At 71.4% G+C, this 19357-nt stretch carries 16 protein-coding genes and 1 pseudogene; 6 read left to right on the forward strand and 11 right to left on the reverse strand.

Features of this window, described 5'->3' with window-relative positions:
- Positions 1 to 13: 13 nt before the first annotated feature.
- Both ABZ937_RS11005 and ABZ937_RS11010 read right to left on the reverse strand, forming a co-directional pair.
- Complete coding sequence (locus ABZ937_RS11005; protein ID WP_361688908.1) at positions 14 to 1285, reverse strand: MFS transporter; 1272 nt, start codon at positions 1283 to 1285, stop codon at positions 14 to 16.
- A gap of 101 nt (positions 1286 to 1386) precedes the next feature.
- Positions 1387 to 1824, reverse strand: coding sequence for a MarR family transcriptional regulator (locus ABZ937_RS11010; protein ID WP_361688911.1), 438 nt, complete (start codon positions 1822 to 1824; stop codon positions 1387 to 1389).
- A 153-nt stretch (positions 1825 to 1977) separates the two neighbouring features.
- On the opposite strand from ABZ937_RS11010, the gene ABZ937_RS11015 reads away from it, so the two are divergent.
- Positions 1978 to 2160, forward strand: a complete 183-nt coding sequence (locus tag ABZ937_RS11015; RefSeq protein ID WP_361688914.1) for a ribbon-helix-helix protein, CopG family — start codon at positions 1978 to 1980, stop codon at positions 2158 to 2160.
- A 4-nt stretch (positions 2161 to 2164) separates the two neighbouring features.
- On the opposite strand, the gene ABZ937_RS11020 is transcribed toward ABZ937_RS11015, so the two are convergent.
- Positions 2165 to 3613, reverse strand: coding sequence for an NCS2 family permease (locus ABZ937_RS11020; protein ID WP_361688917.1), 1449 nt, complete (start codon positions 3611 to 3613; stop codon positions 2165 to 2167).
- Between the two features lie 162 nt (positions 3614 to 3775).
- Here ABZ937_RS11020 and ABZ937_RS11025 point away from each other — a divergent pair, with 162 nt between their 5' ends.
- Together ABZ937_RS11025 and ABZ937_RS11030 are read left to right on the forward strand one after the other, a co-directional pair.
- Entirely contained in the window at positions 3776 to 4042 is a 267-nt protein-coding gene (locus ABZ937_RS11025; protein WP_361688920.1) for a DUF2530 domain-containing protein, read from the forward strand.
- Between the two features lie 95 nt (positions 4043 to 4137).
- On the forward strand, positions 4138 to 6534 hold the full coding sequence (locus ABZ937_RS11030) for an HAD-IC family P-type ATPase (protein ID WP_361688923.1): 2397 nt from the start codon (positions 4138 to 4140) through the stop codon (positions 6532 to 6534).
- Positions 6535 to 6537: 3 nt separating this feature from the next.
- Here the strand turns inward: ABZ937_RS11030 and ABZ937_RS11035 are convergent, their stop codons facing one another.
- The 6 genes from ABZ937_RS11035 to ABZ937_RS11060 all read right to left on the reverse strand — a co-directional run bounded on the left by ABZ937_RS11035 (position 6538) and on the right by ABZ937_RS11060 (position 15129).
- Positions 6538 to 7371, reverse strand: a complete 834-nt coding sequence (locus ABZ937_RS11035) for a hypothetical protein (protein WP_361688926.1) — start codon at positions 7369 to 7371, stop codon at positions 6538 to 6540.
- Between the two features lie 274 nt (positions 7372 to 7645).
- Positions 7646 to 8533, reverse strand: a complete 888-nt coding sequence (locus tag ABZ937_RS11040) for a hypothetical protein (protein WP_361688929.1) — start codon at positions 8531 to 8533, stop codon at positions 7646 to 7648.
- A 41-nt stretch (positions 8534 to 8574) separates the two neighbouring features.
- Positions 8575 to 9333 carry a calcium-binding protein gene (locus tag ABZ937_RS11045; RefSeq protein ID WP_361688932.1) on the reverse strand — a complete coding sequence of 253 codons (759 nt, stop codon included), beginning with the start codon at positions 9331 to 9333 and terminating at the stop codon, positions 8575 to 8577.
- Positions 9334 to 9498: 165 nt separating this feature from the next.
- Positions 9499 to 12627, reverse strand: coding sequence for a molecular chaperone Hsp90 (locus tag ABZ937_RS11050; RefSeq protein ID WP_361688935.1), 3129 nt, complete (start codon positions 12625 to 12627; stop codon positions 9499 to 9501).
- A 1468-nt stretch (positions 12628 to 14095) separates the two neighbouring features.
- Positions 14096 to 14287 carry a DUF397 domain-containing protein gene (locus tag ABZ937_RS11055; protein WP_361688938.1) on the reverse strand — a complete coding sequence of 64 codons (192 nt, stop codon included), beginning with the start codon at positions 14285 to 14287 and terminating at the stop codon, positions 14096 to 14098.
- Entirely contained in the window at positions 14284 to 15129 is an 846-nt protein-coding gene (locus tag ABZ937_RS11060; RefSeq protein ID WP_361688941.1) for a helix-turn-helix transcriptional regulator, read from the reverse strand. Before ABZ937_RS11060 ends, ABZ937_RS11055 begins: the two co-directional genes overlap by 4 nt.
- Before the next feature lie 112 nt (positions 15130 to 15241).
- On the opposite strand from ABZ937_RS11060, the pseudogene ABZ937_RS11065 reads away from it, so the two are divergent.
- Positions 15242 to 15637 (forward strand): annotated as a pseudogene (locus ABZ937_RS11065) (ATP-binding protein); the annotation flags it as partial.
- Between the two features lie 6 nt (positions 15638 to 15643).
- Here ABZ937_RS11065 and ABZ937_RS11070 read toward each other — a convergent pair.
- Entirely contained in the window at positions 15644 to 16114 is a 471-nt protein-coding gene (locus ABZ937_RS11070) for a GNAT family N-acetyltransferase (protein ID WP_361688944.1), read from the reverse strand.
- Positions 16115 to 16143: 29 nt separating this feature from the next.
- Positions 16144 to 17070, reverse strand: coding sequence for a DUF3027 domain-containing protein (locus tag ABZ937_RS11075; protein WP_361688947.1), 927 nt, complete (start codon positions 17068 to 17070; stop codon positions 16144 to 16146).
- A gap of 313 nt (positions 17071 to 17383) precedes the next feature.
- Here ABZ937_RS11075 and ABZ937_RS11080 point away from each other — a divergent pair, with 313 nt between their 5' ends.
- Together ABZ937_RS11080 and ABZ937_RS11085 are read left to right on the forward strand one after the other, a co-directional pair.
- The gene (locus tag ABZ937_RS11080; RefSeq protein ID WP_361688950.1) at positions 17384 to 18784 is read left to right on the forward strand and encodes an MFS transporter; all 1401 of its coding nucleotides are present in this window, start codon (positions 17384 to 17386) and stop codon (positions 18782 to 18784) included.
- 91 nt (positions 18785 to 18875) lie between these two features.
- Positions 18876 to 19349 (forward strand): DUF2771 domain-containing protein, encoded by a 474-nt coding sequence (locus ABZ937_RS11085; protein WP_361688953.1) that lies wholly within the window; start codon positions 18876 to 18878, stop codon positions 19347 to 19349.
- The last annotated feature ends 8 nt before the right edge of the window (positions 19350 to 19357 follow it).

The raw sequence follows: 19357 nt of genomic DNA on the forward strand, positions 1-19357 counted from the left end.
CCTCCGGGGACGCTCAGGCGGCCGTGGCCAGCTGCTCCCGCTCGCGCGGGACGAAGCGGACCCGCGGATGGCCGTGGTGCCAGCCCACCGACAGCCGCAGGCCGCCGATGCGGGCCAGGACCAGGCCGATCGCACCGGCCGCGAGCGCCGACACCACACCGCCGGCCGCGAAGCCCATCCGGGCGCCGTAGGTGTCGGTGATCCAGCCGACCACCGGGGCGCCCAGCGGCGTACCGCCCATGAACACCATCATGAACAGGGCCATCACCCGGCCGCGCATGGCCGGGTCGGTGCCCATCTGCACGGCGGTGTTCGCGGTGACGTTCACCGTCAGGCCGAAGATCCCGATCGGGACCATGAGCAGCGCGAACAGCCAGTACGACGGCGCCGCCGCGGCCACGGTCTCCAGCGCGCCGAAGGCGAACGCGGCGGCGATCAGGACCCGCAGCCGGGCCGTGCCGCGCCGGGCGGCCAGCAGGGCGCCGACCAGGGAGCCGACGGCCATCAGCGTGTTGAAGAGACTGTAGGCGCCGGCACCGGCGTCGAAGACGTCGTCCGCGTAGGCCGACAGCCACACCGGGAAGTTGAAGCCGAAGGTGCCGATGAAGCCGACCAGGACGATCGGCCAGATCAGCTCCGGCCGCTTCGCCACATAGCCGAGCCCCTCCCGCAGCTGGCCCTTGCCGCGCGGCGCGCGCTCGACCACGTGCAGTTCGCGGGCGCGCATCAGCAGCAGGCCGGCGATCGGCGCGGCGAAGGACAGGCCGTTGGCGAGGAACGCCCAGCCGGTGCCCACGCCGGTGATCATGAGGCCCGCGACGGCGGGGCCGACCAGCCGGGCGGACTGGAAGTTCGCCGAGTTCAGGCTGACCGCGTTCTGCAGCTGGTCGGGGCCGACCATCTCGGAGACGAAGGACTGCCGGGCCGGGTTGTCGATCACCGTGGCGAGGCCGACGGCGAACGCGGCGACGTAGACGTGCCAGACCTGGACATGGCCGGTGAGGGTCAGCGCGGCGAGCACGAGACCGGTGACGGCCATCGAGGACTGGGTGACCAGCAGGGCGGGCCGCTTGGGCAGGCGGTCCACGAGGACGCCGCCGTACAGGCCGAACAGCAGCATCGGCAGGAACTGCAGGGCCGTCGTGATGCCGACGGCCGCGGAGGAGCCGGTGAGGCCGAGGACCAGCCAGTCCTGGGCGATGCGTTGCATCCAGGTGCCGGTGTTGGAGACGGCCTGGCCGAGGAAGAAGAGGCGGTAGTTCCTGATCCTCAGCGAGCTGAACATCGAGGACCTACGGGAAACGGGGGTGGTAGGAGTGGTCGGTGCGGGGGCGGAAGGTATTCCGGGTCCCGTACTCAAAGGGGTTCGCCTCCTCGGTCAGCGGCTTACAGATGTGCGAGCTTCTCCAGCACGGGGGCGGCGGCGCGCAGGGCGGCCCACTCGTCCTCGTCGAGGCCCTCGACCAGGCCGGCCAGGAACGCGTTGCGCTTGCGGCGGCTCTCCTCGAGCATCGCCTCGGCCTGCTCGGTCTGCCTGACGACCTTCTGGCGCCGGTCCTCGGGGTGCGGCTCCAGCCGGACCAGCCCCTTGGCCTCGAGCAGCGCGACGATGCGGGTCATCGACGGCGGCTGGACGTGCTCCTTGCGGGCCAGTTCGCCCGGGGTGGCGGAGCCGCAGCGGAAGAGGGTGCCGAGCACCGACATCTCGGTGGGGCTCAGCGACTCGTCGACCCGCTGGTGCTTGAGCCGACGGGACAGCCGCATCACGGCGGAGCGGAGAGCGTTCACGGCGGCAGCGTCGTCGCCATGGGTAAGGTCCGGCATGTTCTTTAGAATAACTCATTACCCTGGCTAAAGACCACCGCGACGCGCCGCTTTGCCCGTGACGCCCGCCACTGAACCCTCCGATCACCCATATGAGTGAGACAGTTCCGGAATGTGACGCATGGGGCGGCCGGATATGACGACCCTCTAGCCATGGGGACCAGTGTGCTCAGCCTGCGGATAGACCGGGAACTGCTCGAAAGGCTCCGGCTCCACGCGGCGAAAAGAGGAATGAGCGTCCAGGACTATGTCGTCCGGACGCTCATTCGGGATGACTTCGACGAACGGTTCCAGACCGCCGTCGAGGAGACGGAGAAGTTCTACGGGGTCACGTGACGGCTCACGTGAGGCCCAGGGCCGGCATCAGGTAGTAGAAGGCGAAGACGGCCGAGACCACGTACATCGGCACCGGGATCTCCCGGGCCCGCCCGGCGGCCAGGCGCAGGATCACGAAGGTGATGAAGCCCATGCCGATGCCGTTCGTGATCGAGTAGGTGAACGGCATCATCAGCATCGTCACGAACGCCGGGATCGCGATCGTGTAGTCCGCCCAGTCGATCTCCTTGACGGAGTTCGACAGGATCAGGAAGCCGACCGCGACCAGCGCCGGGGTGGCCGCCTGGGACGGGACCATCGTGGCGACCGGGGTGAGGAACAGCGCCACGACGAAGAGGCCGCCCGTGACGACGTTCGCGAGACCGGTGCGGGCGCCCTCGCCGACGCCCGCCGTGGACTCCACGAAGGCGGTGGTGGCCGAGGAGGAGGTGGCACCGCCCGCGGCGACCGCGAGGCCGTCGACGAGCAGGACCTTGTTGATGCCGGGCATGTAGCCCTGGGCGTCGGTCAGCTTCGCCTCGTCGCTGATGCCCATGATCGTGCCCATCGCGTCGAAGAAGCACGACAGCAGGACCGTGAAGACGAAGAGGATGCCGGTCAGCACGCCGACCTTGGAGAAGCCGCCGAACAGGCTGACCTGGCCGACCAGGCCGAAGTCGGGGGTGGCGACCGGGTTGCCCGGCCACTTCGGGACGGTCAGGCCCCAGGACGGGATCGTGGCGACCGCGTTGACGATCACCGCGAGGACGGTCATGCCGACGATGGAGATGAGGATCGCGCCCGGCACCTTGCGGACGATCAGCGCGAAGGTGAGCAGCGCGCCCAGGATGAAGACCAGCACCGGCCAGCCGGTGAGGTGACCGCCGGTGCCCAGCTGGACCGGGACGGTGGTCTGGGCGACGTCCGGCATCCGGGTGACGAAGCCGGAGTCGACCAGGCCGATCAGCATGATGAACAGGCCGATACCGATCGAGATCGCCTTGCGCAGGCCGAACGGCACGGCGTTCATCACGCGCTCGCGCAGACCCGTGGCGACCAGCAGCATGACCACGAAACCGGCCAGCACGACCATGCCCATGGCGTCCGGCCAGGACATGCGCGGCGCGAGCTGGAGCGCGACGACCGAGTTCACGCCGAGGCCGGCGGCGAGCGCGATCGGCACGTTGCCGATGACACCCATCAGCAGCGTGGCGAACGCGGCCGTCAGCGCCGTCGCCGTCACCAGCTGACCGTTGTCCAGATGGTGTCCGTACATGTCCTTCGCGCTGCCGAGGATGATCGGGTTCAGCACGATGATGTACGCCATCGCGAAGAAGGTGGCGAAACCGCCGCGGACCTCACGAGCGAGGGAGCTGCCGCGCTCGGAGATCCTGAAGTAGCGGTCGAGAGGGCCGTAGGCGGGCGAACCGCCCGGCTTTTCGGGGGTGACCTTGGCGGGTGCCGAGGTGGACATGCGGGACCTCATCACCAACGGGGGTCCCCCGAGCCTCGTTGGAGTTTCGTACGAGCGGAAGTGGTCAGAGACAAACGGTTTCAGTATGAACGTATGAGACCGAGTTCGCTATCTCCGCGCGTAGAACTGATCAGGGTCCGATCGACTCGTAAGCTGTGCCCCATGGCTAAGTGGACCCCCAAGCACGAGGCGCCGGAGCCCCTGGAGGGCCCCGTGGTCGCCACCATCACCGGCGGCACGATCGTGTGGTTCGTCCTCTTCCTGGTCCAGCTCCCCTTCTACGGCTGGTTCGACGACCACGGCCACACCTGGTGGCTGTGGACCTGCCTGGCCGGCGGCGGGCTCGGGCTCATCGGCGTCTGGTACGTCCGCAAGCGGGACGCGGCGATCAAGCGGGACGCGGCGCTGCGGGCGGCCGGGGCGAAGTAGCCCGTACCGCCTCCGGAGGACCCCTCTCCTCCTCAGGTCGGACATCGGCTCCGCTCGGCAGGTGAACGGGCAGATCCGCACGTACCGTCGAATGCATGAGCCATATAGACGCGGGCGCCGAGCTCGACCCCGTCCACCCGGCGGCCCCGCCGGGAATCCGGCCGGCGGGGCTGACCGGCGCCGAAGTGGCCGAGCGGCGCTCGCGCGGGCAGGTCAACGACGTGCCGGTGCGCAACAGCCGGTCGCTGGGGGAGATCGTCCGGGCCAACGTCTTCACCCGGTTCAACGCGATCATCGGCGTGCTCTGGCTGATCATGCTGTTCGTCGCGCCGATCCAGGACAGCCTCTTCGGCTTCGTGATCCTCGCCAACACCGGCATCGGCATCGTCCAGGAATGGCGGGCCAAACAGACCCTGGACTCGCTCGCCGTCATCGGCGAGGCCCGGCCGACGGTACGGCGGGACGGCGTGGCCGCCGAGGTGGCCACCCACGAGATCGTCCTGGACGACCTCATCGAGATCGGCCCCGGCGACAAGATCGTGGTCGACGGGGTGTGCGCCGAGGCGGACGGGCTGGAGATCGACGAGTCGCTGCTCACCGGCGAGGCCGACCCCGTCGTCAAACGCCCCGGCGACCCGGTCATGTCCGGCAGCTTCGTCGTCGCGGGCGGCGGCGCCTTCCAGGCCACCAAGGTCGGCCGCGAGGCCTACGCCGCCCAGCTCGCCGAGGAGGCGTCCCGCTTCACGCTCGTCCACTCCGAGCTGCGCTCCGGCATCTCCACGATCCTCAAGTACGTCACCTGGATGATGGTCCCGGCGGCCGTCGGGCTCGTCATCACCCAGCTCGTCGTCAAGAACAACGACCTCAAGGACGCGGTGGCCCGCACGGTCGGCGGGATCGTGCCGATGGTCCCCGAGGGGCTGGTGCTGCTCACCTCCGTGGCCTTCGCGATCGGGGTGATCCGGCTGGGCCGCAAGCAGTGCCTGGTGCAGGAGCTGCCGGCCATCGAGGGCCTGGCCCGCGTCGACACCGTCTGCCTGGACAAGACCGGCACGCTCACCGAGGGCGGCATGGACGTCACCGAGCTACGGGCGCTGGACGGGGCGGACGAGACGTACATCCGCAAGGTGCTCGGCTCGCTCGGCGAGTCCGACCCGCGCCCGAACGCCTCCCTCCAGGCGATCATCGACGCCTACCCGGACAGCGTGGACTGGCGCTGCGTCGAGTCGCTGCCCTTCTCCTCCGCCCGCAAGTACAGCGGGGCCGCGTTCAGCGAGGGCGACGGCGAGACCAGCACCTGGCTGCTGGGCGCCCCGGACGTGCTCCTCGCCCCCGAGGACCCGGCCCTGGCCGAGACGGAGCGCCTCAACGAGCAGGGCCTGCGGGTCCTGCTGCTCGCCCGTGCGCGCCGCGACCTGGACGACGCCGAGCCGGCTCGCGGCGCCCGGCCCACCGCGCTCGTCGTCCTGGAGCAGCGGCTGCGGCCGGACGCCTCCGACACCCTGCGCTACTTCGCCGAGCAGGACGTCCGCGCCAAGGTCATCTCCGGGGACAACGCGGTGTCGGTCGGCGCGGTCGCCACGAAGCTGGGCCTGGAGGGCACGGCGGTGGACGCGCGGCAGCTGCCCGCCGACCGGTCCGGGATGGCGCGGGCCCTGGACGCGGGCACCGTCTTCGGGCGGGTCACCCCGCAGCAGAAGCGGGACATGGTCGGCGCGCTCCAGTCGCACGGGCACACGGTCGCGATGACCGGCGACGGTGTGAACGACGTGCTGGCGCTGAAGGACGCGGACATCGGGGTCGCCATGGGCTCCGGTTCGGAGGCGACCCGGGCGGTGGCCCAGATCGTGCTGCTGGACAACAGCTTCGCGAGCCTGCCCTCGGTGGTCGGCGAGGGCCGCCGGGTGATCGGCAACATCACGCGCGTGGCGACGCTGTTCCTGGTGAAGACGGTCTACTCGGTGCTGCTGGCGGTGCTGGTGGTGTGCTGGCAGGTGGAGTACCCGTTCCTGCCCCGGCACCTGACCCTGCTGTCCACGCTGACCATCGGCGTCCCGGCCTTCTTCCTGGCCCTCGCGCCCAACAAGGAGCGGGCGAAACCGCACTTCGTGCGCCGGGTGATGCGGTACTCGGTCCCCGGTGGCGTGGTGGCCGGCGCCGCGACCTTCGTGACGTATCTCCTCGCCCGGCACCAGTACACCGGGTCCGGCGCGCTGGCCGCCGAGACGAGTGCGGCCACCCTGACCCTGTTCCTGATCTCCATGTGGGTCCTGGCGATCATCGCCCGCCCCTACACCTGGTGGCGGGTGACCCTGGTGGCCGCGATGGGCGTGGCCTTCCTGCTCGTCCTGGCCGTGCCCGCGCTGCAGCGGTTCTTCGCGCTGAGGCTGGTCGGCATGACCATGCCGTGGACGGCGGTCGGCGTGGCGGCGGTGGCGGCGGCCGCCCTGGAGTTCCTGTGGAGAGGGGTCGACCGCCGCTTCCCGGACTAGGAGCTACTGCACGTCGACGTAGTCACCCGTGGCGCTGACGGCCGGGGTGGTCGAGGTGCCCGCGAAGCTGAAGCGCCAGTAGCCGTCGTAGTTCGCGGTGGTGGTGGTCTTCAGGTTGCCGGACGAGTCCGTGTACACGGTCTTCACGGTGGTGTAGGTGGTCGTGCCCGCCTTGCGGAACTGGAGCTTGACCGGCTGGCCGGAGTAGCCGTGGTACAGGTTGTCCTCCCAGTTGGCGCGGGTCAGCTTGCCGGTCACCGTGAGGGTCTTGCCCTTGCCGACCGGCTCGGGGCCGGCGTTGACCGTGAGCTGGGAGGCGCGCTGCACGAGGGTGCTGCCCAGGCCGCTCTGGTCCTTGTAGCCGACCTTGCTCATGTCGGCGGGGTTGCTCTGGTCCTGGCCGTTGAAGGCCACCGCCTCGGCGGCCACGTCCCAGGAGCCGGCCCAGGCGTTCTTGAGGTCGCCGTCGGCCGGGTAGATGTCGACGGTGCCCTTGCAGGTGGCCGTCGTCGCGGAGGTGGCCGTGCAGGTCGCCGGGTTGTCGCCGTACAGCTCGGCGGTCGAGTCGTCGTACGAGCCCTTGTAGAGGAAGGCGTCGGTGTAGAAGTCACTCGCGGTGATGTCCACGGCGGAGCCGTGCGTCAGCGTGTAGGTGTACGAGGCACTGACCTTGCTGGTGGTGCCGACCTTGATCGCCTTGGCGAGGGTGACGTTCGAGAAGCTGACGTCCAGGGTGTACGGCGTGCCCGAGTCACCGGTGGCGTGTGCGGCCGGGACTGCGAGGGCGGAGAGGGCCAGGGCGCCGGAGACGGCGGCCACGGTGGCACGAATGCGCATGTGGGTTCCCTTGGAGGGAGAAGTGATCGTGGAGTCGGTCGACTCACGCGATCAGATCCACGAGGCACACGGCGGGTTGTACGGCAAGAGCGCTTCCCGGCCAGATTTGGAGCGTGGATTACCAGCGCATGACACAAACGAGAGGAAACGTTCCGCTACTTCCCATGGCCGCCGTTGACCTCGGTGTGGGAGGAGGTGACGTCCAGGGCGCAGGGATCGCCGTGGCGGACCCGGGGTCCGGTACTCGTCCGGACCCCGGGTGGAGCGAGTGGGCTCAGCGCACGTCGACGAAGTCACCCGCGGCGCTGACCGCCGGGGTGGTCGTGGTGCCCGCGAAGGAGAAGCGGTAGTAGCCGTCGACCGTGGCCTTGGTCGTCGTCTTCAGGTTGCCCGTGGAGTCCGTCGTGACGGTCTTCAGCGTGGTGTAGCTGCTGGAGCCCTTCTTGCGGAACTGGAGCTTCACGGACTGGCCGGTGTAGCCGTGGTACTTGTGGTCCTCCCAGTTGGCGCGGGAGAGCTTGCCCGTCACGGTGAGGGTCTTGCCCTTCGCCACCGGCTCCGGGGAGGCGTTGACCGTCAGCGTGGAGTTGCGCTGGACCAGGGTGGTGCCCAGGTCGAACTGGACGGCGGTCTTCTCGCTGTCGAAGTCGATGGCGAGGGCCGCGCCGTGCCAGGTGCCGGCCTGGGAGTTGCGCAGCTTCGCCTCGGCGTCGGTCGTGCGCGGGTCGATGTCGATCGGGCCCTTGCAGGTGGCCGTCGTCGCCGAGGTGTCGACGCAGGTGGCCGGGTCCTGGCCGCCCTGGACGTTGTCCGGGTTCTCGGAGGAGCCGCGGTAGATGAGCGGGCCGGTCAGGACGTTGCTGTCGGTGACGTCCACGTCGGCGCCGTGGGTCAGCTTGTAGGTGACCCAGGTGGTGACCTTGCTGGTCGTACCGACCTTGATCGCCTTGGTGATCTTGAAGTCGGAGAAGGAGACGTTCAGGTCACCGATCGGCGCCGAGGTCGCGGTGAAGGCCGCCTTGCCCGAGCTGTGCTGGGCGAGGACCTTGGCGATGTCGGCGCGGAAGGACGAGCCCCCGTCCGCCGCGTGCGCGGCCGGCAGGGCGAGGGCGGAGAGGGCCAGGGCGCCGGAGACGGCGGCCACGGTGGCACGGATGCGCATGTGTTGTCCCTGAGTGGTGAGGGTGCTGTGGTTCGGGCCGCTTACTGCACGTCGATGGCGTCACCGGCGGCGCTGACCGCCGAGGTGCTCGTGTTGCCCGCGAAGGAGAAGCGGTAGGAGCCGTCGGCCGTGGCGGTCGTGGTGGTCTTCAGGTTGCCCTTGGAGTCCGCCTTGACGGTCTTCAGCGTGGTGTAGGCGCTGGCGCCCTTCTTCTTGAACTGGAGCTGCACGGACTGCGAGCCGTAGCCGCCGTACTTCAGCGACTCCCAGTTGGCGCGGGTGAGGGCACCGGTGACCGTGATGGTCCTGCCCTTCTTCACCGGCTCCGGGGAGGCGTTGACGGTGAGCTTGCCGGCGCGCTGGAAGGAGAAGGAGCCGGCCTTCTCCTTCCACAGGTAGTCGTCGTCGTTGGCGTTGACCCACGCGTCCACGTACCAGGTGCCGGCGCTCTTGTTGGTGAGGTAGTCCGTCTTCGGGTCGATCTTCACCGAGGCGGTGCAGGTGGACGTGGTGGCGTTGACCTTCGTGCAGGTGGGCTTGCCGGTCGTCGCGTACCCGTTGTCGGGGCCGTAGAGGTCGAACTCGTCGGCGCTCTTGATGCCCGAGTTGTCCGTGGCGGTCACGCTGACCTTGACGGTCACGGCGCTGCTGGTGCCGATGGACACCTTGTTGTCCCCGTCCACGACCACCTTGGTGATCTTGGTGTCGCCCTGGCTGCCGTCGGCCTGCGCGGCCGGAACGGCGAGAGCGGACAGGGCCAGAGCGCCGCCCACGACGGCGACAGAGGCACGGATGCGCATGTGTGGTCCCCACGTTGAGTTCAGGGGAGTCGGGTGACTCCGCAGATGTGACGTGGGGGCAAGGTGAAAGGTTGTACTACTGGTGAGATTTTCGTAGGAATCTCGCCGTGACGGGAACGGCCCTTGCGGAAATCCCGTCAGGGGGTCCGCAAGGGCCGTCCGGCGTCAGTCGAACCAGCGGTCCCGCGCCAGTTCCCCCGTCCGCGACGGGTCCTCCAGCAGCGCGGCCACCTCGAACCGCCGCGGCCACTGCCCCGCCGCCCAGGCCAGCCCCGCGGCCACGCCCTCCAGCGTCGCCGCGTGCAGCACCCCGTCGTCGGTCAGCCGCCAGTCGATCTCCACGCCGTCCACGACCAGTTCCTCGTGCTCGACGTACGTCCCGGGCGTCCGCGGCCCGAGCAGCACCCGCACCGGGTCCGGTACGTCGTGCTCGGCGCCGGCGGAGTGCACCTCGCCGGTGACGGACTCGCTCAGCCGCCGCACCTGGAACAGCTCGGCCAGCTCGGCGGCCCGCGCGGGCCGGACCGGCAGCAGCGGCACCCCGGAGGTGAACGGCAGCAGGTCCGGCGAGTCGACGACCACGGCCGCACCGGCGTCCACGACCTCCACCCGCCCGTCGACCACGGCCCGCAGCTCGTCCGGCAGGGTCACCTGCTCGGGATCCACCTCCGCCAACGCCCCGTACAGCCCGTGCAGTTGGGCCGACGTGACCGGGCGGTCCGGGTCGGCGAGCCGGTCCAGCAGCTCGGCGGCGCCACCGGGCTCGTCCAGCAGCGAGCCGACCGAGGTGCGCACGCCGAGCGCCCGCAGCACCTGCTCGTCCTCGAAGCCGGTGGCGTCGGCCTCGTCGTACAGCCCGCGCAGCAGCGGGTCCCCGCCGGCCACGAGCAGCCCGGCCGGGCGCCGGCCGTCGAGCACCGGGTGCCCGCGCAGCCACCACGCCGTGTACGGCCGTACGACCTCATGGGTGCCGTCGGGCAGCAGGATCCGGAGCGGCTGGGTGAGCGCGTCCCGCAGCGGCGGCCGGGCCAGCATGGCGAGCGCCTCGGGCCAGTGGTCGTCGTCCACCAGGTCCAGGTCGCGGACGGCGACGAGTTCGGTGGCGACGGGCGGCACCGGGCTGTCCGGGAACCGGTCGAGGATGTCCTCGCACCACACGTCCACGGCGTCCAGCAGCCCCGCGTCGTCGGGCTCGGCGTAGTCGCCCTCGCGGGGCTCCAGCTCGTCCGGATCGAGGACGACGTCCGTGGCGCGGACCAGCGCGAAGTCGGCGAGCACCCCGCACGCGGCGAGCGGCTGCTCCCCCCACCTCTCGGCCAGGTCCGCGTCCACCGCCGCCAGTTCACCCTCACGGATGACCCGGGCGAAGGGACTGCCCGGAAGCACCAGTTCACCGGCGGGGGCGAGTTCCCCGTCCTCGTCGGGCAGCGCGAGGGCGCCCAGCCAGGGCTCGTCCCCCGGCTCCAGACCCGCGTCCCGGACCAGGGCGAGCACCGTGTCGGCCAGCTCCTCGGCGTCCAGCGCGTCCTCCTCCCAGCCGAGGCCGCCGTCCTCTTCGAGGGAGCCCGCGACGGCCGCCCGCACCTGCGGAGTGGTCAGCACCGCGCGCGGGGCGGCCGGCAGCGCGCCCAGCTTCTCCAGCAGCGGATGCGCGGCATCGCCGTGGGCGACCTTCAGCCCGAGCCGGCCGAGCACGTCCGGATCGATCCGGGCCGCGTCCGGCGTGGGCAGCAGCACCTGCCGGGGCCCGATCGTGGTCCGCCCGTCGGCGAGCGGAACCGGCAGCCCGGACAGCCGCTCGGGATCGACCCCGGCGAGGCTGTCGTACAGCCGCCACCACCACTCCGGCTCCTTCTCCAGCCCCGCGAGCCGGTCGACGGCGTCGGCCAGCGGCAACCGGGCCACGCCGAGGGTCCGCAGCTCGACGCGCCGCTCCAGTCCCGCCGGGAGCAGGGTGGGCAGCACCTCGGCGAGCACCCGCACGGTCTCGGTCCCGGCGCCCTCCACGACCTCGGCCTCCCGGGGCCGCAGGGCCTCCGGCAGCTCGTCGTCGCCCTTCGCCTCCACGGCGGGCGGCAGGAAGGCGGTACGCGGCAGCCGCTCCAGCACGGCCTGCCGCAACGCCCCGTCCAGCTCCCCCTTGCCCAGCGGCCCGGGAACGAGATCGATGAGCCCCTCCGTGACGGGCCGCCAGGCGGCGAGCAGCTCGGCGTAGGCGTCGGCCGCCCGCTGCACCAGGAAGTCGGTGAGCGGCCCCCGCGCCGCGTGCCGGCGGGTGGTGTCGAGCGGGAAGGAGGCGATGAGCAGCGCGGGCACGCCGAGGGGCTCGTCGCTCGGGGTCGGAGCGTGCACGACGGCACTCGTACGGGGACGGACCGGGGCGCCGTACGCGTCGACGGGCACCGCCCACGTCACCGACCAGTGGGGACGCAGCCGCTCCTCCACCGGCCGGTCCGCGAGCAGGTCGGGCGTCAGCGGCCCGTACGCGGACGAGGTACGCCAGTTCGTGATGCCGTCCCGGGAGTCCTCCACGACCGTGAAGGGACCGTCGGTACGCCGGCTGAGGGTGCGCGGCGCCTCGCCATTGACCTCCACGACGACCTCGGCCAGCCCCGGCAGGGCCAGCAGCAGCGCGTCATCGATCCCGTCGAGCAGCCGCTCGGCGAGATCGGCGGCGGCGGTGTCGCGCAGGGGCAGGATGACGGCGGTGTCGTACGGCTCCGGAGCGGTGCCCTCGGCGGCGAAGGGCAACCGCAGCAACGGCACATGCCCGTCCCGGCGCCGCACCTCATCACCGAGCCCCGGGCTGTGCCGGGCGGTGTCGGCGGCCAGCTCCCGAGCCTCGGCCAGCGACCAGCGCACGCCGCCGTGCCGCCCCACGATCGCCGGCTCGTCGGTCACGGCGAGTACGGCGGCGAACCCGACCCCGAACCGGCCGACGGCACCGTGCGTCGCCTCGACGTCCCGTTTCGCCGAGGCCCGCAGCGTGGACAGCGACTCGACACCGGCCGCGTCCAGGGGGGCGCCGGTGTTCGCGGCGACGAGAACCCCGTCGCGGAGGGTGAGCCGCAACCGCCCCGGCACCTTCGCCCGCGCGGCGGCATCGGCGGCGTTCTGGGCCAACTCGACGACGAGCCGGTCCCGGTACCCACCGAGGACGAGATCCTCCTCCGCGTTGGCGTCCTCCCGGAACCGGGCGGGGCTGGTCGCCCAGGCGTCGAGAACCCCACGCCGCAGACGGGCGGTACCGAAGGGGTCGGCGCCCTCGGCCGCCGGCCGCACGAACTTGCTCACGTTCACTCTCCTCCTCCGCGTGATGACGAAGGTACAGCGCGAGGGGGGCGGGGGCCGAAGGGAGAGGTGGGGACGGGGAGAGGGCGTGGCCGTCGGCGGTGATGATTGCGTGACCGTCGGGACCGGAGAGGGCGGGGCGGTTGCCGGTGCGATGAAGTGACCGTTGGGCCGCTCGCTTCTCGGCCAGTGTCGGGCTTCCGCGAGGTGAGTCAAGGGCGCTCCCGTTCCGCTGCGCTCCACTCCCGCGTCGGCTCCGCCGATGGCCCTCCGGGCCACCCTTGACACACCTCGCTCCACCCCGGGCAAGAAGCGAGCGAGCGGCCCGAAAGAGCGGTGGCCCAGCCCGGCACCGGGCCCTGGGGTGGGCTGAGTGCGTGCCCTGGGCTGGGGGTGCGCGGTCGCGCCTCGCATGGACGCCGGGTCGACTCAGCGGCGAGCGATGGGTGGGTGGTGCGCGGTCTCGCCTCGCATGGACGCCGGGCCGGTTTGGCGGCGAGCGGCGGGTGGGTGGTGCGCGGTCGCGCCTCGCATGGACGCCGGGTCGACTCAGCGGCGAGCGGCGGGTGGTGGGTGCGCGGTCGCGCCTCGCCAGCACGCCGGGCCGGTTTGGCGGCTTACGGCCGTCGGGTGGGGCGCGGTCGCGCCTCGCCAGCACGCCGGGCCGGTTTGGCGGCTTACGGCCGTCGGGTGGGGCGCGGTCGGGCCTCGCATGGACGCCGGGCCGGTTTGGCGGCGAGCGGCGGGTGGTGGGTGCGCAGTCGCGCCTCGCATGGACGCCGGGCCGGTTTGGCGGCTTACGGCCGTCGGGTGGGGCGCGGTCGGGCCTCGCATGGACGCCGGGTGGGATCGGCGGCTCTCCCTCGTCGTCATGGGGCCTCACTGGCGCCTCCCATGGAGGGATTGGCGGATCTGGGCCAGCCGGGGGCGGCAATGTCCAAGGCAGGCGAGGAGGGATAGCCGATGAAGGTGGCCCAAGTCCGCCAATCACTGCTGTCGTGTGACGTGAGGGGCTGATGGGACGCCCCAAACAGGCCGCCAAGCCCGCCCGGCGTCCGTGCGAGGCGCGGTGGCGCACCCGCCCACCGGCCGCATGCCGCTAAGCCGACCCGGCGTGCAGGCCACCCGCGACCGCGCCCCACCCGCAGCCCGCAGCCGCCAAACCCACCCGGCGTGCTGGCGAGGCGCGAGCGCGCACCACCCACCGGCCGCATGCCGCTGAGCCGACCCGGCGTCCATGCGAGGCGCGGACGCGCCCCCTCCCCACGATGCGAACGCAGCCGACCCAAGGGGCCAACGGACCTCAGCCGGCCACTTTCCCCGGGCTGCCCGCTCGCTTCTCACCCGGGCTGGAGCGAGGTGTGTCAAGGGTGGCCCGGAGGGCCATCGCCGAAGGCGACGCGTAGCGCCCTTGACTCACCTCGCGGAAGCCCGACAATCGCGGAGAAGCGGGCGGCCCCACGGTCACCTATCAGCGCCGGGCGGCGTACGACACGAACTCCGTCCACGTTGAAGGGGCGACAGTGAGACGGGGGCCGTTGTTCTGCTTCGAGTCCCTGACGTGGATGGTGGAGGGGGTGGCAACGCCCCAGTCCAGGCCCACTTCGACGCAGGAGTCGCCTTCACTGCTGCTGCTGTAGCTGCTCTTGAACCAGCGGATCATGTTGCCCCCAGCAGGTGATCAATGAAGGTCGTCGACTCACGGGGAGTGAGTGCCTGCGCCCGGATGATGCCGTAGCGCAGCTCAAGGATACGGAGGTGCCTCAGGTCCTCGACCGGTCGGCCGTTGGCCACGGCAGGCGAGCGCCCAACAGCCGAGCCGTCCGCAAACTTCAGCACCTCGATGCCACCGGCCAACCCGGCATGTTCCTCGCGGTCCATCGGCATCACCTGCAGCTCGACGTTGCGCAACTGCCCTGTTGTAAGGAGGTGTTCCAACTGACGACGCAGCACTTCCCTGCCTCCGAGCGGTCGTCGTAGCGTCCACTCCTCCAGGACGAAGCTGATCTCGGGCGCCGGATCGCGTTCGAACACGACCTTACGGGCTACCCGCGCCGCGAGGTAACGCTCCACCTCTTCGTCACTGTACGCAGGGCGGCGCATCAGCAGCAGGGCGCGTGCGTACTCGGGCGTCTGCAACAGGCCATGGACGTTCAGCGGATCGTAGAGCTGAATCTCGACCGCCTTGGCCTCCCTGTCCGCCAAGTCCCGAACCTTCTTCGGATACCGAACCTTCTCCACGTCCTCCTTCATCGCGGAGAGCAACCCATCCGCGTCCAGAACCTTGTCCGCCTTGTCGAGGTACTCCGGCCTCGGGATCCGCTTCCCGGACTCGACTTTGTAGACCATGTCCTCGCTGTACCCGACGGTCTTGCCGAAGTCGGCCGCGCGCATCCCCCGTGCCTCGCGTCGCAGCTTCAACTGGCGTCCCACCGTGGCAATGACGGCCAAGCCCCACTCGTCATCCGGATCCACCTCCCACCCCGGCTCCTCCTCCTCACTCACACCGCACCCCCTTTCGTACAGCCCGGACACCACCGGACAGCCCCAAGACAGTGACCCTACGCAACCGCGCCGTCACTGTTCACAGGTAGCAGGCGTGGCCACTCTGAGTGATGTGAACCAGGAAATCTCCACCCCCATCCCGAACTTCACGGTGAAGCTGTCGCCGACACCTCGCGGGGCGCGGCTCGCCCGGCTGCTCGCTGTGGAGCAACTGCGGTCCTGGGGTGTCCCGTTGGATCCGGCGGCGCTGGTCGTGGCCGAACTCGCCGCGAACGCGGCCACGCACGGCCGGGTGGCCGGACGGGACTTCCGGCTGACCCTCTACGTCGTCGGGGACACCCTCCGTATCGAGGTGACCGACACCCGCGGTGACCGGCTGCCCCAGTGCACGCAGGCCGGCCTCGAGTGCGACGGTGGCCGGGGGCTGCTGCTCGTGGACGCGTTGGCCGAGCGGTGGGGTACCGCTGCGGGGCCCTCGCCGAAGAAGACCGTGTGGGCCGAGGTGCGGGTCGGGTCAGGGGACCTGAACGCGGTAGGTCTGGCGGGAGCCGCCCTCGGGGCCGGGGTCGGTCATCTCGGCGGGGGTGAAGCCGAGGCTCTCGTAGAACGCCCGCGCCCCGCTGGTCGTCGCGCCGGGGTGGTCCGGGCCGAAGGTGACCACCTCGATGGTGCCGGGGGCGTGGACGAAGCGGTGGATCGCGTCGGCCAGCAGGGCGCGGCCGACGCCTCGGCCGCGCGCCTGCTCCGCGACCACGAGCCAGTGGACGTGGTGGACCGGTGCCGTGGGCCCGAAGAGCAGGGCACCGAGCAGCTCGGACGGCTGCTCGTGCTCCTCCGCGACCAGTGCCGTGGCGCGGCGGACGGCGTCCAGCACGGCCTGGCTGAAGCCGGGGTCGTCCACCATCGGGCCGAACCAGTGCTCCACCTGGGCCGCCAGCCCGAGGAAGCCGGGGAGGTCCCGCTCCTGCGCCACTCTGACGATCATGGGGGCAGTGTGGCAGCGGAGGCCGGGGTTCAGGAGTGGCCCAGTTCCGCCGTCTCGTCGTCGCCCGTCTCCGGGACCGAGCCCGAGTCGCGGGCCGGGCGGAGCGGGAAGGGGTCGACCCGGGTCTCGTCGATGACCGGCGCGGCCGGCTGCGGGGGCTTCGGCATGACCGCCGCCTCCGAGTGGCCGCCGCAGCCGTAGGAGAGGGAGACCACCCGGCCGTCCGCGGGGGAGAACTCGTTGGCGCAGACGCCGAAGGCCTGGCCCAGGGAGCCGCCGATGGGGGCGAGGAAGCCGCAGCTCAGGCAGGTCGCGGGGGCCGCCTGGGCCATGGGGGTCTTCGCGCCGTACGCCTCTTCCCAGCGGTCGGCGGCGAGGTGCAGGCCGTAGCGGGACAGGACGCGGGCGCGGCGCATGCCGAGTTCCTCGGCGAGCGAGGCGATCGAGCCGCGGGACGGGGTCGTCGGCTGGGTGGCGGGGGCGCCGGGGGTGACGTCGGCGTCCTCGGCCTCCGCCAGTTCGCGCACCGGCTCGGACACCACCGAGTTCGGCGGCGGCTCCTCCTCGCCCGTGTAGCCGGGCTCCAGGCGCAGGTCGTCCTGGTCGGTGGGGAGGAGGTCGCCGGGGCCGAGGTCGCCGGGGCGCAGGCGTTCGCTCCAGGGGACCCACTCGGGGGCGAGGAGGGCGTCGGGGCCGGGGAGGAGGACGGCCTCGTCGAGGGTGACGATCTTGGCGCGGGAGGCGCGGGCCACTGTCACGGCCCAGCGCCAGCCGCGGTAGCCGAGTTCCTTGCACTCGAAGAAGTGCGTGACAACGCGGTCGCCCTCCGACACCAGGCCGGTGTGCTCGCCGACCACGCCGGGGGCGGCGGCCTCCTCGGCGGCGGACCGGGCGAGGTCGACGGCCTCGGCGCACAGGCGGTCGGGGGTGCGGCTTCGCGTTGTCGCTGCGCTCACGGGTATCGCTTCTCTCCTACGCCGTCTCGTCGAGTGCGGCTGCCTCCGGCGGTTTCGCCGACGGAGCGGACCTGGGGACCGCATCGACGTCTGCATCCGCGCGCCCGGGCGCACCTCTGCCATCCATTCTGCGTTATGGCTGAGATAGGCACGCTACACCGGACGGGATTCGTCGATTTTCCCACCTGCCTCCCACCGGCCCTCTCACCCGCCCACCTGCCCCGCCCGGCCGGAGGACGAAGCCCTGGTGAGGGGCGGTCGTACGCGGCCATACGCGCCGGTTCCGCACTAACCGGCCGGTTCTCGGGGCACTATGAACGTCGTGGCAGCCGCGGGCAAGGCGAGTGGTCGGGGCGGCGGTTCGGGCCGGGTGGGTGGTGCCGTCCGCGCGGTCGGCCGTGCCCTGCACTTTCCGGTCACCGGTACGGCGCGGGGCATCCGCAAGGCCACGCACGCGCACGGCGCGGGCGAGTCGGGTCTGGGCAAGCTGATCGAGTTGCACGCGGTGAACGGCGCCGGGGATGTCATGGTCACCGTGGCGCTCGCGTCCACGGTGTTCTTCTCCGTGCCGACCGACGAGGCGCGGGGGCGGGTCGCGCTCTACCTCGCCATCACCATGGCGCCCTTCACCGTCCTCGCCCCCGTGATCGGTCCGCTGCTCGACCGGCTGCCGCACGGGCGGCGCGCGGCGATGGCCGGGGCGATGCTGGCGCGGGCGCTGCTGGCGCTGATCATCTCGGGGGCGGTGGCGGGCGGCGGGCTGGAGCTGTATCCGGCCGCGCTGGGCGTGCTGGTGGCGTCGAAGGCGTACGGCGTGGTCCGCAGTGCCGTCGTGCCGCGGCTGCTGCCGCCGCGGTTCTCGCTCGTGAAGGCCAATTCCCGGGTGACCCTGGCGGGGCTGCTGGCCACCGGGGCCGCCGCGCCGGTCGCGGCGGGGCTGCACGCCCTCGGCGACCCGTGGCCGCTCTACGGCGCCTTCGTGATCTTCGTTGCCGGGACGTTTCTGTCGTTCTCCCTGCCGCCCAAGGTGGACTCGGCCAAGGGTGAGGACGTGGCGCTGCTCGCGGCCGACGAACAGCATCTGCACGGGCCGTACCGCAAGCAGGCCAAGCGGCCGGGGCTGCGCACGGTCGGGCCCGCGGTCACGCACGCGCTCGGCGCCAACGCCGCCCTGCGCTGCCTGTCCGGGTTCCTGATCTTCTTCCTCGCCTTCCTGCTGCGCGAGCACCCGCTGACCGGGCAGAGCGCGGTGGTGTCGCTGGGGATAGTGGGGGTCGCGGCGGGCGTGGGCAACGCCCTGGGGACGGCGGTGGGGTCCTGGCTGAGATCACGCGCTCCGGAGGTGATCATCGTGACCGTCGTGGCGGTGGTGCTCGGTGTCGCGGTGGTCGCCGGCGTGTTCTTCGGGGCGTTCCTGGTGGCCTGTCTGGCGGCGGTCGCCGGGTTCGCGCAGGCGCTGGCCAAGCTGGCGCTGGACGCGCTGATCCAGCGGGACGTGCCGGAGCTGGTGCGCACCTCGGCGTTCGCCCGCTCGGAGACGCTGCTCCAGATGGCGTGGGTGTTCGGCGGTGCGGTCGGCATCGTGATGCCGCTCAACGGCACGGTCGGGCTGCTGGTCGGCGCCGCGTTCGTGGCCGTCGGCTGGCTGACCACCCTGAGGGGGCTGCTCGCCTCGGCCCGGCACGGCGGCCGTACCCGCCCCAGGGTGGCGTAGGAGGGGTGCTCCGGGGCCGCGTGGCGTAACGAACCGGGCACGCCGCACCCCACGTGGGCGGAGGGCTCCGGGCGCCCGATAGCCTTCGGCCATGACCACGCTGCATTCCGTTGTGCGACGCCGCCGCGCCGTCGCCGTCGCCGGCGCCGTTTCCGCCGGACTGCTCGTCCTGTCGGCCTGCGACAAGCCGACGCCCGTCGCGACGATCACCGTCGGCGGAGACTCGGTCAACTCCGAGGCCATCTGCTACAACGACGGCAAGGCGCTGGACGCCAAGTCGCTGGAGGGATGCGTCAAGAAGGCCGCCGAGGCCGAGTCGATCAAGGTCGGCCAGGACGAGACCGTCCGTATCGGCGTCGACCCGAAGATCGCGGACGCGGGCTGGGTCGTGCTGGTCAACGGCCGCCAGTTCACGGACTCCAGCAAGGAGACCTACCGCACGATCCCGAGCAGCGCGTTCTTCAACGTCCAGTACGGCACGCAGGGCGAGAGCAACACGCTCACGATCCAGATGGGTGAGAAGGCCAAGAAGGGTTATTGGTCCTTCAAGCTGAAGAAGGCCTGATCACGCCT

Origin of the sequence: Streptomyces sp. NPDC046727 (assembly GCF_040645635.1) — a bacterium.
In the GTDB taxonomy this organism is placed as follows: Bacteria; Actinomycetota; Actinomycetes; order Streptomycetales; family Streptomycetaceae; genus Streptomyces.